Origin of the sequence: Cryobacterium sp. TMT2-15-1 (assembly GCF_004402345.1) — a bacterium.
GTDB lineage: Bacteria > Actinomycetota > Actinomycetes > Actinomycetales > Microbacteriaceae > Cryobacterium > Cryobacterium sandaracinum.
Genome location: NZ_SOGD01000036.1, coordinates 26,140 through 39,814 on the forward strand (window position 1 = coordinate 26,140; position 13,675 = coordinate 39,814).

The following is a 13,675-nucleotide window of genomic DNA, read 5'->3' on the forward strand; positions in this document are numbered from 1 at the left end:
GCTCGCTCGTTCTCGCTCTGCTCATGATCACCAGTATCCGAGTGTTGGCTATGAATCGGCTATGCGCAGTCTTGGTGTCTGCTGTGACGCGAAAGCGTCATCCGTCCGCTGTCGCCCCGCAGCCAGAGCGCGACGGCTGATGCCGCCCGGCGTGGGCAGGCCCGGCGAACAGGCACAATGGAACAGTGACGAACCAGCTGCTCTCCCTGTTCGATGAGGAGGTGCATCCGTCGCCCGCCGCCGCCCGGCCGGTGGCGCCCCTGGTCGCCGCGGCGCACCTCCGGCGCATCGTTGCCGATTCCACCGACCGGGTGACCTGGCTGCGGGCCCGCGCCCAGGGGATCACGGCCACGGATGTCGCCAAGCTCGCCACCCCGAAATCGCTGCAGACCGCGGTCTACGACAAGCTCAACGGCAGCAACTTCAACGGCAACAGCTTCACGGACCACGGGCGCGCCCGGGAGCCCGAGATCGCGGCCTGGGTGCTCGGGCGCTACGGCATCGAGCCCAGCACGGCCCTGTTCCACGCGGCCCACCACCGGCGGCACCTGGCCACCCCCGACGGCGTCGGCACCGGTTCGGGCCAGGGAGCCGGCGGCCTTGAGCTGGCCGAGATCAAGACGACGAGCAAGGCCTGGCGCAGCATCCCGCGCTCGTACCTGCGTCAGGTGTGGTGGCAGCAGTACGTGCTCGGCGCCGAGCGCACCCTGCTCGTCTGGGAGCAGCACCAGGACTTCGTGCCCGTGAACGCCGAGCCCGAGTGCCGGTGGATCGACCGTGACGAAGACCAGATCGCGATCCTGGTGGGGTATGCCAACAACCTGATCGCCCTGCTCAACCAGCAGACCACCTCGGGTCCACCGCCCGCGCAGGCCTGACCGGTCGTCCACCGGTGTCGCAGCGCGCGGATGCCCGCGGGAAAGCCGCGTGCCGGGTGTCGCAGGCGGCTTTCCCCTCGGCGTCACGCCACTACTGATCGAGCAAGTTCGCGCCGCTTCGGGTGCGGTACGACTTTTTCAGAAGAGCCGGGCGGAGTGCTGAGTACTGGCTCGGTGGGGGTACGGACCGAACCCAAGAGAGACCGGATGCGGGAAACCAGGGACTCTTCCTCACACCGGGGTCGGTCCCCCTTTATGTGGACAGACTATGCGCCCGGCCCCCCTTCCAGCCAGACCTCCCCGCCACCAGATTCGGCCTCCTGCACCCCCAATTCGAGGCACACCGGGATGGGCCTGTTTGTTCCGGTTGTGCCCCGGCGACGTGCAACCCACGAGAGAATGGGCAGATGGGAAACGCCACGAATCACCCACCGACCATGCGCGCCCTCGTGATCGACCGCCCCGGCCCGGCCGACGAGCTGCACCTGGCCGAGGTGGACGCCCCGATCGCGATTTTCGATGAACTCCTGGTGCGGGTCGTCGCCGCCGGACTCAACCCGATCGATGCCAAGACCAGGGCCGGCGGCGGCGTCACCAAGGCCATCCCCGCCTACCCGGCCGTGCTCGGACTCGATTTCAGCGGGGTCGTGGTCAGCGCGCCCTACGAGGCGTTCCCGCTGCAGCCCGGGGACGCGGTCTTCGGGATCGCCCGCGTGCCCCGCACCCCCGGCAGCTACGCCGAGCTGGTGACCGTCTCCAGCCTGAACGTCACCCGCAAGCCCGTGCGGCTCAGCCACGTCGAGGCGGCCGCCGTACCGGTGGCGGCGCTCACCGCGTGGGGCATGGTCGTCGACTTGGCCGCGGCGGCTCCCGGGCAACGGATGCTGATCCACGCCGGCAGCGGCGGGGTCGGCCATTTCGCCGTGCAGTTCGCCAAGGCCTTCGGCGCCCACGTGACCGCGACCGGGTCGACCCGCAACCTCGATTTCCTGCGCGAGCTCGGCGCCGACGACGTCATCGATTACACCCAGACCCGATTCGAGGATGTGCTCTCCGGGCTGGACGCGGTGATCGACCTGGTCGGCAATGTGCACGACGACACCGGCACCCGGTCGCTCGGCGTGCTGCGCCCCGGCGGCATCCTGGTGAACGCGCCGACCGGAAGCTGGCCGACCATGGCGGCGGAGGCCGCGGCGGCAGGAATCCGTGCGACCGGTTTCAAGGTGGCGCCCTCCGGGCACACCCTCGACTTCATCACCGAACTCATCGACGACGGTGCCGTTCGGGTGCACGTGGACCGGGTGTTCCCACTCGCGGACGGCGCGGCGGCGCACCGCCTGATCGAGGAGGGGCACACCCGCGGCAAGATCGTGCTGCGGGTGACGGATGACCCGACCGGCTCTTCTGCCGGCTCCGCCTCCGCCGGGCCGCGCTCGTGAGCGGCGACGGCCCGTCCCTCGTCTGGTTCCGAGACGACCTGCGCCTCGCGGACAACCCGGCCCTGCAGGCCGCGCTCGAACGCGGCAAGCCGATCGTGACGGTGTACGTGCTGGATGAGGAATCCGCCGGGATCCGGCCGCTCGGCGGCGCCGCCCGGTGGTGGCTTCACGAAAGCCTCACCTCACTGGCCGACTCGCTGGAACGCCTCGGCGGCCGGTTGACGCTGCGCCGGGGGCCGGCCGAGGACATGATCATGGCGCTCGCGGCATCCGTCGGCGCCGACGCCGTCTTCTGGAACCGCCGCTACGGCGCCGCCGAGCGCGAGGTGGACACCCGGATCAAGTCGGGCCTCACCGCGGCCGGAACGGAGGCTCGCAGCTTTGCCGGCGCGCTCCTGTTCGAGCCGTGGACGATCCAGACCGGCCAGGGCGGCACCTACTCGGTGTTCACCCCCTTCTGGCGGGCGTGCACGGCCGGCCCGCCGCCGCGCGCACCCTACCCCGCACCCGAGTCGATCCCCGGATTCCCCGGAGAGATCTCCTCCGACGCACTCGACGACTGGGGCCTCCTGCCGACCCGGCCCGACTGGGCGGCCGGGCTGCGGGCCACCTGGCAGCCCGGCGAGGACTCCGCTCACCGCCTGCTCGAGATCTTCCTCAGCGAGTCCCTCAGCCGATACGGCGACGAGCGTGACGAGCCGGCGCAGGCCGTCACCTCGCGACTCTCGCCCCATTTGCGCTGGGGCGAGATCAGTCCATTCCAGATCTGGCATGCGACCGAGCGGGCCCGGATCGGCCTCACCGGGCCCGCCCAGGCCAGTGCGACCCGATTCCTTACCGAGATCGGCTGGCGGGAGTTCAGCTACCACGTGCTGTTCACCAACCCCACCCTCGCCACCGTCAACCTGCGGCCCGAATTCGACGCTTTCCCCTGGCCGAAACTTGACCAGCGCGTGCTCGAAGCCTGGCAGCGCGGCCGCACCGGGATCTCGCTCGTCGACGCCGGCATGCGAGAACTCTGGCGCACCGGCAGCATGCACAATCGAGTGCGCATGGTGACGGCATCGTTCCTGATCAAGAACCTGCTGATCGACTGGCGGCTCGGCGAGCAGTGGTTCTGGGACACCCTCGTCGACGCCGACGCCGCGAGCAACCCGTTCGGCTGGCAGTGGGTGGCCGGTTCCGGCGCCGACGCCGCCCCCTATTTCCGGGTCTTCAACCCGGAGCTGCAGGCGAAGAAGTTCGATCCAAACGCGGAGTACATCCGTCAGAACGTGCCGGAATACGGCACGGATGCCTACCCGGCCCCGATCGTCGACCTCGGCGAGACGAGACGGGCGGCCCTCGCCGCCTACGAGCAGATCAAGGGGATGAAGGAGCAGTCGATCGCGGCCCGCGCGGCCGGGGCGGAGGGCACCGGTTAGAGCGCCCGCTCCAACACGAAGTCGTCCTCGTACCGTTCGCCCACCAGGAAGCGCTTCTCGCCGACCGTGACGAACCCGTTCTTCTCGTAGAAGCGAATGGCCCGAGCGTTCTCCTGGTTCACGCCCAGCCAGCTGCCGGCCGCGCCCCGCGCCCGGGCGGCGTCCAGGGTCGCGTTCATCAGGGCCGCCGCCACCCCGCGGCCGTGCGTCTCGGCGCGCAGGTAGCACTTGCTCAGTTCCGCCGTGGGTCGGATCGTGGCCGCCGCCCGCGCATCGTCATCGGCCGGCTCGGCGAATACGAGCATCGTGTAGCCGAGCATGACCCCGGCCTCCCCGGCCACTTCAGCCACGAGAATCAGCCGGTCCGGGTCGGCCAGGTAGGCGTCGAAGTTGCCCTCCGCGAGCACGTCACGCAGGAACGCGGCGATGGCCTCGGCCGAGGTGTGTGGCGGGCAGGCGAGCGCGAAGGTGGCGACGGCCAGCTCGGCCAGCGCCGCGGCATCCGTCGCCATCGCCGTGCGAATCTCGATCACCGATCCAGCTTATCGACGCCCCCACCAGCCCACCACTGCACGCGAGAGCGCGCACGATGCCCCCTCAAACTGCTGAACGGGCTGAGTGCGCGCTTTCGCGGCCAAGGGCTACAGGTAGCGGGCGTACGCTCCCACGGTCAGGAACGTCGGGAACTCGGGCTCGAGCGCGCATGCCCGGAACACCTCGAGCGCGTCGTCGAACCGGTCTCCGGGCGTGCGCTCGAGTGCCTCGTACACGTCGACGAGCTGTTCCTCGACCCAGGTTTCGTCGATCCGGATGCCCTCGGCGGTGATCGCGTTGTGGTGGATCCACTGCCAGAGCTGTGAGCGGGAGATCTCCGCGGTCGCGGCGTCCTCCATCAGGTTGTCGATGGCCGCCGCGCCGACGCCGCGCAGCCAGGACTCGATGTAGCGCAACCCGATCGTGAGGTTGTCGTGAACGCCGGCCTCGGTGATCTGCCCGCCGACGGACTCCACGTCGAGCAGCTGGGCGGCCGTGACGCTCACCTCGGCGCGGGTGCGGTGCAGCTGGTTCGGCTGGTCGCCGAGCACCTGGTCGAACTCGGCCTGCGCCGTCGGGATGAGGTCCGGGTGCGCCACCCAGGTGCCGTCGAAGCCGTCGGTGGCCTCGCGCTTCTTGTCGGCGGCCACCGCCTCCAGGGCACGCCGGGTGACCTCCGGATCCCGCCGGTTCGGGATGAACGCGCTCATCCCGCCGACGGCATACGCCCCGCGCCGGTGGCAGGTCGACACCAGCAGCTCGGTGTACGCGCGCATAAAGGGCACGGTCATCGTGATCTGCTTGCGGTCGGGGAAGACGAACCGGCTCCCGCGGGTGCGAAACGTCTTGATGATGCTGAAGATGTAGTCCCAACGCCCGGCGTTCAGGCCGGCGCAATGGTCACGCAGCTCGTAGAGGATCTCCTCCATCTCGAACGCGGCCTGGATCGTCTCGATCAGCACGGTGGCGCGGATGGTGCCGTACTCGATGCCGAGACGGTCCTCCGAGTGACTGAAGATGTCGTCCCAGAGACGGGCCTCGACGTGGCTCTCGAGCTTCGGCAGGTAGAAGTACGGTCCGCTGCCGCCCGCGATCAGGTGCTGCGCGTTGTGGAAGAAGTACAGCCCGAAGTCGACGAGGCTGCCGGACGCGTTCGTGCGGCGGTTCGCGCGGTCGACGAACGTCAGGTTCTTCTCCACCAGCTGCCAGCCGCGCGGGCGCATCACGATGGTGGGCGTGGCGCCGGTGGCGTCGCCGGTGACGGCGTACTCCTTGCCCTCCGGGCTGGTGAAGCTCAGCTGACCGCGCACCTGGTCGAACAGGGTCAGCTGGCCCTCGACGACGTTCGCCCAGGTGGGGCTGGTGGCGTCTTCCTGGTCGGCCAACCAGACCTTCGCGCCGGAGTTCAGCGCGTTGATGGCCATCTTGCGGTCGGTCGGCCCGGTGATCTCCACCCGGCGGTCCACCAGCCCGGGGCCCGCGCCGGCAACCGTCCAGGTGAGGTCACGACGGATGTGCGCGGTCTCGGTGAGGAATCCCGGGTCGCGCCCGTTGGCGGCATCCACGCGCTTGCGCAGTCTCGTCGCCAGCAGGTCCTGCCGCGTACCGGCGAACCGGTCGTGCAGCTCGGCCAGGAATACCAGCGCCTCCGGCGTGAGGATCTCCTCGTAGCGCGGACCGAGATCGCCGGTGATCTCGAGGTGCGGTTCGATGGTGGCGAAACTGCCGGTGTTCGTGGTCAGACTGGCGGCCTGGACCTGGTCGGATGTCGCCAGGGGCGGGGTGTTCATGGGCTGAGCTCCTTCGGAAGTTGAACGGGGAGTGCTGCGTGACTGGCGCCGCCTGGGGAGAGCGCCATTGCTTGCCTGATTCCCACTGTGGACCAGGGGACCCGGTCACGCCGTTGCCGGCATAACAGAAGAACAGCAGTTCTTCTGGCTACGAGAAGTTATCCCCGGAGTGTGTGAGCATGGGGCATGGTCACCGTCGATCCCGCCCTCCGCTCCTCCCTGTCCGCGGCCCCTCCCGAGGAGGCAGGGCTCGATGCGCTCACCCTGGGGCGGCGCATCCGTGAACTGCGCACGAACCGGCGGATGACCCTGGACACACTCGCGGCCGCCATCGACCGGGCACCCTCGCAGGTGTCGATGATCGAGAACGGCAAGCGCGAGCCGCGCCTGTCGATGCTGCGCACCATCGCGAACGCTCTCGGCACCACGGTGGACGACCTGTTGAAAACGGATGCCCCGTCCGAGCGGGCGGCGCTGGAAATCGCCGTCGAGCGGGCTCAGCGGGGCCCCGTCTTCACCGCCCTCGGACTGCCGCATATCCGCGTTGGCCGGGGAACGAGCGACGAAACATTGCAGACACTGCTGAGCCTGCACAACGAGATCCTGCGCCTGCACCGGGAGCGGGCGGCAACCCCGGAGGAGGCCCGGCGAGCGAACGTGGAGCTGCGAGCCACCATGCGGGCCCGGGACAATTACTTTCCCGAGCTCGAGGCTCAGGCGCAACGCCTGCTCGCCGCGGTCGGCCACACCGGAGGGCCGGTTTCCCACCAGGTGGTGGCCGATATGGCGACCCACCTCGGCTACTCGCTGCACTACGTGGGCGACCTACCGAACTCGACCCGCTCGGTGACGGACAAGCGCAACCGGCGCATCTACCTGCCCACCGAGCAGTCGGCGTCCCGCGACTCCCGCTCCCCCATTCTGCAAGCGTTCGCCACCCTGCTCTGCGAACACGAGGAGCCCGGAAACTATGCGGAATTTCTGTCTCAGCGGGTGGAGACCAACTATCTGACCGCGGCCATCCTGCTGCCCGAAAAAGACACCGTGAAACTCCTTACCGAGGCGAAGACCCTGCGACGTATCTCGATGGAGGATCTGCGGGACGCCTTCGCGGTGTCCTATGAGACGGCGGCGCACCGGTTCACGAACCTCGCCACCGCCCGGCTCGGCATCCCGGTGCACTTCATGAAGGTGCACGAGTCCGGCACCATGATCAAGGCGTACGAAAACGATTCGGTGCGCTTCCCGAGTGACGCGCTCGGCGCGGTCGAGGGCTCGACGGTCTGCCGCAACTGGACCGCACGCACGGTCTTCCACGTCGCCGACCGGTTCAGCCCCTGGTACCAGTACACCGACACCCCGAGCGGTACCTTCTGGTGCACCTCGCGGATCGAGAAGGCCAAAGAGGGTGACTACTCGGTCAGCGTGGGCGTGCCGTTCACGCACGTGAAGTGGTTCCGCGGCCGCGAAACCACCAACCGGGCCGTGTCCACCTGCCCCGACGAGTCGTGCTGCCGCCGCGCGCCGGACGAGCTCTCGGAGCGCTGGTCCGGGCAGTCCTGGCCGGCCGCGCGCACGCCCACCAGCCTGCTCGCCGCCCTGCCCACGGGCACCTTCCCGGGCGTCGACCAGACCGAGGTGTTCCAGTTCCTGGAGTCGCACGCGCCGGTGAGATGAGGGCGGGGCGGGCGCATGGCCGACGGGGCCGCGCCTGAGATGATGAACGAGTAGCAGAGCCGCGCCGAACAAAGGACGATCCGTGGGAACGACCATTTTCGAGCGGGCCAGGCCCGCCGCATCCGTCATCGCAGGCGCCCTCGCCGACACCCGCTCCGCGCCGTTCTGGCTGGACGACGTGTCTCCGCAGACCGGCTACCCGACCCTCCTGGCCGACCTCGACTGTGATCTCGCCATCGTCGGCGGCGGCTACCTCGGACTCTGGACCGCCGTGCTGGCTCAGCAGGAAAACCCGGGCGCTCGCGTGGTGCTGCTCGAGGCGCGCACGATCGGCTGGGCTGCGTCGGGCCGCAACGGCGGTTTCTGCGAAGCCAGCCTGACCCACGGCGAGGAGAACGGCCGACGCCGCTGGCCGACGGAGATCGACCGGCTCACCGAACTCGGCCTCAAGAACCTCGACGAGATCGAGCGGGCCGTCACCGAGCTCGGGCTGAACTGCGACTTCGAGCGCACCGGCGCCATCGACCTGGCCGTCGAGGAGCACCAGGTCGACTGGCTGCGTGGGGAACCGACCGGATCTGACAGCGTATTCCTGGATGCCGCGGCCCTGCGCGCCGAGGTCGGCTCGCCCACATACCTGGCCGGCATCTGGCACAAGCGAAGCAACGCGCTCGTGCACCCGGGCAAGCTGGCCACCGAGCTCGCCCGGGTCGCCACCGAACTCGGGGTCGAGATCTTCGAACACACCCCGGTGACGAACCTGGACACGCAGGGACTCACGCCGGCGCAGGGCACCCGGCTCCGCACCGAGTCGGCTGTGGTGCGTGCGACGAAGACCGCACTGGCGACCAACGTTTTCCCCTCGCTGCTGGCCCGCAACCGCCTGTCCACGGTGCCGGTCTACGATTACGTGTTGATGACCGAGCCGCTGTCGCCCGTTCAGCTCACCGCCATCGGCTGGCAGAACCGGCAGGGGCTGAGCGATCTGGCCAACCAGTTCCACTACTACCGGTTGAGCGCCGACAACCGCATTCTCTTCGGCGGCTACGACGCGATCTACCACTACGGAGCCCGGGTGCGGAGCGGCTACGAGAACCGCCCGGAAAGCTTCCAACGACTGGCCGGCCACTTCTTCACCACATTTCCGCAGCTGGCCGGGCTGCGCTTCAGCCACCAGTGGGCCGGCGCCATCGACACGTCGACCCAGTTCTGCGCGTTCTATGGCACGGCCCGCGGCGGACGGATCAGCTACGCCGCCGGGTTCACCGGCCTGGGCGTGGCCGCGACGCACTTCGCGGCGAAGGTCATGCTCGACCAACTGGCGGAGCGCAGGACCGAGCGCACCCAGCTGGAGATGGTGCGCGGGCGGCCACTCCCGTTCCCACCGGAGCCCCTCGCTTCGATGGGCATCCAGACCACGCGCTGGTCACTCGACCGCGCCGACCACAACCGAGGCCGCCGCAACATCATCCTGAAGACGCTCGACGCGCTGGGCCTCGGCTTCGACTCGTAGGGCTCGACAGCGCGCGTCGCACTCGGTGCGCGGCGCACGAACTGGTCAGCCGAACTGACCGCACCGCAGCTCGGGGCGCGCCCCGTCCGGCACGTCCAGCCCGTCCGGCACGTCCCACCGCTCAGCGGCCCGGTGTTACCGGAATCTTTTTCCCACAAGACACCAGAGTTGTATGCAACAGTGCCCCAATTCAGGGTTCAACTCAGAGAAATATGGAATTCTGAGCACAGGGATTCGAGGAGATTGCATACAGTAAAACCCAATGGATCGAGTTCGGAACGGAGGGATGAGTCGTGAAGTCTTCCCTCCCCTCCTGGCAACCCCCCGGCGCACCTCATTGCTCCCCCGCCCCGTCGGCCCCGACGTCGGCCGACGATGAGCCCGTTCCCTCCGACGGATTCCGCGCCACGGCCCTGCTCGACCTGCGCGGTCTGCAGATTACCGAGAGCGCCCAGACGGATGCCCCGGTGCTGGCCACGGGCATCTCCCTCTCGGTGGCGCGGGGTGAGGTCATCGGCCTGGTCGGTGTCACCGGTTCCGGGGCACGCGAGATCGCCCTGGCCATCGCGGCCCGGCTGCCCGAGCCGGCGGTAATCGCGGCCGGCTCCATCCTGATCGACGGCATCGAGCTTGTCGGGGCATCGCGGCGCACCCTCAACCGGCTGCGCGACACGAAAATCTCTCTCATTTCCCCTACCGGGCCGACGGGCCTGGCCCCGGACCAGGTCATCGGCCGCCAGCTTGCCCGAACCCTGCGCCGGACAGGGGGTCTGTCCCGAACGGATGCCGCCCGGCATGCGCTGGAACTCCTCGAGATGGTCGGGCTGCCGGATCCGCGGGCGACGTCGCTGGTGGTTCCGACCCAGCTCGAACCGACCGCGCTGCTCCAGGTGACGATCGCGTCAGCGCTCTCACAGCACCCGGACATCCTGATCCTGGACGAGCCGACCCGCGCCGTCGAGGCTGCGGGCGAGCCCTCCGCACTGGAGGTCTGCCGCGGGTTCCTCCAGGAATTCGGACTGTCGATCATCGTGGTCTCCCGGAACCTCGGCCTGGTGGCCGCCACCTGCGACCGAATAGCGGTCGTGGAAGCGGGACGGGTCGTCGAGCAGGCTTCGGCGGCCGAGATCCTCGCTTCACCGCGGCATCCGCACACCCACAGCCTGCTCGAGGCGGCCCGCTCCGCGCGCGGCTGACTGGTTCCGGTTAGGCCGGTTCCGTCCCCGATCCGGACCGACCCGGCGACACGGCGTTGCGCGCTGCGAGGATGTGCGAGCGCATGGCGACTTCGGCCCAGAGTGCGTCTGCCGACCGCAGCGCCGTGAGGATGTCGCGGTGCTGGTGGTTGCTGCCGGCCCGGAAGGCGGCGGCGTCGCGGCGGAAGAGCGAGGCCATCATCGGGGCGCGGCCGACGGACGCGGTCAGGACCATCAGCTGGGTGACGCCCGACGCGGCCACGATGATGCGGTGGAATTCGGCGTTGAGAACGCCCAGCCGGTCGATGCCCTCGGCGTCGGCCCGGCACACGAACTTTTCCATGGCGTCAATCAGGAGGGCCAGCCGGTCGAGGTCGGCCGGCTCGATCCGCGCCGCCGCGAGGCCCGCCGCCCTGCTCTCGAGGGCCGCGCGAAGAAAATACGTCTCGCGGATCTGCTCGGTGGTCCATTCCACGACCGTGGCACCCCGGTTCGGCACGAACTCCACCAGGCCGGCCTCGTCGAGGCGGCGCAGCGCCTCGCGCACGGGGGTGCGGCTGACGCCGAGTTCCTGGGCCAGCGCCGTCTCCCGCAGCGTGGCCCTGGCGGGCAATTCCCCCGAGAGGATGCGCGCACGCAGGTTCGCGAACACGGTCTGTCCCCCCGTCACCCCCACTGTGCCCCTCCCCCGTCGATTGGCCTGACGGCCAATCCGCTTGCCACTATGTCACACCGCGGCCTCAGGAGAACGCGTTCAGGCCGGTCAGGGCCCTCCCAAGCACGAGCTGGTGGATTTCGTCGGTGCCCTCATAGGTGCGCACCGATTCCAGATTCGCCAGGTGGCGCATCACCGGGAATTCGCTGGTGATGCCGTCGCCGCCGAGGATGACGCGGGCCTCGCGGGCGATCTGGATCGCCTCGCGTACGCTGTTGAGCTTGCCGATGCTGATCTGGGTGGGGGTCAGCGTGCCGCGCTCCTTGAGCCGACCGAGGTGCAGGGCCAGCAGCACCCCCTTCTCGTATTCCACGAGCATGTCGGCGAGCTTGGCCTGGATCAACTGGGTGGCCCCGATCGGTTTGCCGAACACCTCACGGGTCTTCGCGCGCAGGATGGCGGCGTCGAGGCAGCTGCGGGCGGCGCCCATGGCCCCCCAGACGATGCCGAAGCGCGCCTCGTTGAGGCAGCCGAACGGCCCGGACAGCCCGGCAGCGCCGGGCAGGATCGCATCGAATGGCACCTGCACGGCGTCCAGGTGCACATCGCACTGGATCGACGCCCGCATCGAGAGCTTCTTGCCGATGGGGGTGGCGGTGAAACCGATACTGTCGGTCGGAACCAGGAAGCCGCGCACACCGGCATCCGTTTGGGCCCAGACGATCGCGACGTCGGCGATGCTGGCCAGGCCGATCCAGCGTTTGGCACCCTCGATCACCCAGCCGTCGGCGCCCCGGGTGGCAGTGGTCGTCATCGCGGCCGGGTCGCTGCCACCGGTCGGTTCGGTCAACGCGAAGCAGCCCACGAGCTGGCCGGCGGCCATGCCCGGCAGCCAGCGCTGCTTCTGCTCCTCAGACCCATACTTGTGGATGGCCGACATCGCCAGCGAGCCCTGCACCGAGACGAAGGTGCGCCAGCCGCTGTCAGCGGCCTCCAGCTCGAGGCAGACCAGCCCGTAGCTCACTGCCCCCGCGCCGGCGCAGCCGTACCCGGTGAGGTGCATGCCGAGGAACCCGGCCGCCCCGAGTTCAGGGATCAGCTCGGCCCGGAAGTGCTTCTCCTCGAAGTCGTCCTCGATGGTCGGCAGGATGCGATTGGTCGCGAAAGCGCGCGCCGCGCGCGCCCAGACGATCTCCTCCGGCTCGAGCAGGGTATCGAAGTCGAAAACGGTGTCGACCAGCGGGCTGGGCACAAGCGGGGTGGGGCGGGCTGCGGCGGTCACGAGAGTCCTTCGGGGGTCGGCGGAACACGAGCGAGATCTGGGCCTGGTACGGGGGCGAGCCAGTCGGCGCCCTCGTGCTCGCCCAGCCGCGGCGGGCACAGGCGGTAGGCGGCCGGGCGACCGGCGAGGTGGATGGGGTTGGCAACCTGGCGGCTGGTGCGGCCGGGCGCACCCAGTTCCACCACCGGGTCGAGCCCCAGCGCGGCGGCGAAGGCGAACGCCTCGTCGAGGGTGTTGACCTGGCCGGCCGGCACGCCGGCATCCGTCAGAACGCCCACCCAGTGCGCCGCTGGCTCGGGCCGAAGCCGGTCCTCAAGCATCTTTTTCAGCACCATGCGGTGCCGCACCCGGTCGGGGTTACCGCGGAACCGGTCGTCGTCGGCCAGGGCGGGAGCCCCGAGCAGTCGCACCAGGGTGCGGAACTGGCGGTCGTTGCCCACCGCGATCACCAGCGGCCGGTCGGCGGCGTCGAACAGCTCGTAGGGCGCGATGCTCGGGTGCGCATTGCCCATCCGGGTCGGTGACTGCCCGGTCGCGAGGGTGCCCGAGGCCTGGTTGGTCAGGGCGGAGAGGAGGGTGGTCAGCAGGTCCACCTCCACCCGGTGGCCGGCGGTCCCGCTCGCGTCGGTCGCGTCACGCGCACGCAGGGCGAGCAGGATGCCGCTGACCGCATTGAGTCCGGACAGCACGTCAACGAGGGCCACCCCCACCTTGCTCGGCTCTTCGTCCGGGCGACCGGTGACGCTCATCAGCCCGCCGACAGCCTGTACGAGCAGGTCGTAGCCGGGCAGGCGGGCGCCGGCCCCGGCACCGAAGCCCGTGATCGAGCAGTAGACCAGGCTCGGATTGACGGCCCGCAGCTGCTCGAAGCCCAGAGCAAACCGGTCCATCACGCCGGGCCGGAAGTTCTCCACCACGACGTCGGCGGTCTCGGCGAGTCGCCGGGCCACGGCCAGTCCCGCATCGGTGCCGAGGTCGCAGACGACGCTGCGCTTGTTGCGGTTCACCGACCCGAAGTAGGTGGAGTCCCCCTGCGCGTCGACCGGCGGCAGCCACTGCCGGGTGTCGTCGCCGGCCGGGCTCTCGATCTTGATCACGTCAGCGCCGAAGTCGGCCAGCATCATGGTGGCGTAGGGGCCGGCCAGTACCCGGGAGAAATCCGCGACCCGTAGGCCCGCCAACGGCTGCCCGGTTGCGTCCTGCGGCACGACCCACCTCTGTCCCCGTCGACTCGGACCACGGGACTCCGCCAGTGGCCGCTCTGAATCCGATCCTACCGGGCGGGTC

11 protein-coding genes are annotated in these 13,675 nt (G+C 69.5%); 6 read left to right on the plus strand and 5 right to left on the minus strand.

Going from position 1 to position 13,675, the window contains the following annotated elements:
* The first annotated feature begins 185 nt into the window (after positions 1–185).
* The 3 genes from E3O62_RS09915 to E3O62_RS09925 all read left to right on the plus strand — a co-directional run bounded on the left by E3O62_RS09915 (position 186) and on the right by E3O62_RS09925 (position 3,741).
* Positions 186–878, plus strand: coding sequence for a YqaJ viral recombinase family protein (locus E3O62_RS09915; RefSeq protein WP_134398385.1), 693 nt, complete (start codon positions 186–188; stop codon positions 876–878).
* 407 nt (positions 879–1,285) lie between these two features.
* Positions 1,286–2,317 (plus strand): NADP-dependent oxidoreductase, encoded by a 1,032-nt coding sequence (locus tag E3O62_RS09920; RefSeq protein WP_241973412.1) that lies wholly within the window; start codon positions 1,286–1,288, stop codon positions 2,315–2,317.
* Positions 2,314–3,741: a deoxyribodipyrimidine photo-lyase gene (locus E3O62_RS09925; protein ID WP_134398386.1), complete on the plus strand. Its 1,428-nt coding sequence runs from the start codon at positions 2,314–2,316 to the stop codon at positions 3,739–3,741. Before E3O62_RS09920 ends, E3O62_RS09925 begins: the two co-directional genes overlap by 4 nt.
* On the opposite strand, the gene E3O62_RS09930 is transcribed toward E3O62_RS09925, so the two are convergent.
* Together E3O62_RS09930 and aceB are read right to left on the minus strand one after the other, a co-directional pair.
* Positions 3,738–4,274, minus strand: a complete 537-nt coding sequence (locus E3O62_RS09930) for a GNAT family N-acetyltransferase (protein WP_241973413.1) — start codon at positions 4,272–4,274, stop codon at positions 3,738–3,740. The genes E3O62_RS09925 and E3O62_RS09930 overlap by 4 nt on opposite strands.
* A 108-nt stretch (positions 4,275–4,382) precedes the next feature.
* Positions 4,383–6,065 (minus strand): malate synthase A, encoded by a 1,683-nt coding sequence (aceB, locus tag E3O62_RS09935; RefSeq protein ID WP_134398387.1) that lies wholly within the window; start codon positions 6,063–6,065, stop codon positions 4,383–4,385.
* Positions 6,066–6,251: 186 nt separating this feature from the next.
* Here aceB and E3O62_RS09940 point away from each other — a divergent pair, with 186 nt between their 5' ends.
* The 3 genes from E3O62_RS09940 (at position 6,252) to E3O62_RS09950 (ending at position 10,451) form a co-directional block, all read left to right on the plus strand.
* Positions 6,252–7,742, plus strand: coding sequence for a helix-turn-helix transcriptional regulator (locus tag E3O62_RS09940; protein ID WP_134398388.1), 1,491 nt, complete (start codon positions 6,252–6,254; stop codon positions 7,740–7,742).
* An 82-nt stretch (positions 7,743–7,824) separates the two neighbouring features.
* Positions 7,825–9,255 (plus strand): FAD-binding oxidoreductase, encoded by a 1,431-nt coding sequence (locus E3O62_RS09945; RefSeq protein WP_134398389.1) that lies wholly within the window; start codon positions 7,825–7,827, stop codon positions 9,253–9,255.
* A gap of 293 nt (positions 9,256–9,548) precedes the next feature.
* A complete protein-coding gene (locus E3O62_RS09950) occupies positions 9,549–10,451 on the plus strand; it encodes an ATP-binding cassette domain-containing protein (protein WP_134398390.1) in 903 nt (300 codons plus the stop codon).
* A gap of 10 nt (positions 10,452–10,461) precedes the next feature.
* Here E3O62_RS09950 and E3O62_RS09955 read toward each other — a convergent pair whose 3' ends face one another.
* The 3 genes from E3O62_RS09955 to E3O62_RS09965 form a co-directional block, all read right to left on the minus strand.
* Positions 10,462–11,121: a GntR family transcriptional regulator gene (locus E3O62_RS09955; RefSeq protein WP_134394861.1), complete on the minus strand. Its 660-nt coding sequence runs from the start codon at positions 11,119–11,121 to the stop codon at positions 10,462–10,464.
* A 70-nt stretch (positions 11,122–11,191) separates the two neighbouring features.
* Entirely contained in the window at positions 11,192–12,346 is a 1,155-nt protein-coding gene (locus E3O62_RS09960; RefSeq protein WP_134398408.1) for an acyl-CoA dehydrogenase family protein, read from the minus strand.
* A 38-nt stretch (positions 12,347–12,384) separates the two neighbouring features.
* Positions 12,385–13,596, minus strand: a complete 1,212-nt coding sequence (locus E3O62_RS09965; protein WP_174720130.1) for a CaiB/BaiF CoA-transferase family protein — start codon at positions 13,594–13,596, stop codon at positions 12,385–12,387.
* Positions 13,597–13,675 lie beyond the last annotated feature (79 nt).

Bases quoted from the DNA above. Each gene is read 5' to 3' on its own strand.
- aceB (WP_134398387.1), bottom strand. From the start codon at position 6,065: ATGAACACCCCGCCCCTGGCGACATCCGACCAGGTCCAGGCCGCCAGT.
- E3O62_RS09940 (WP_134398388.1), top strand. From the start codon at position 6,252: ATGGTCACCGTCGATCCCGCCCTCCGCTCCTCCCTGTCCGCGGCCCCT.
- E3O62_RS09920 (WP_241973412.1), top strand. From the start codon at position 1,286: ATGGGAAACGCCACGAATCACCCACCGACCATGCGCGCCCTCGTGATC.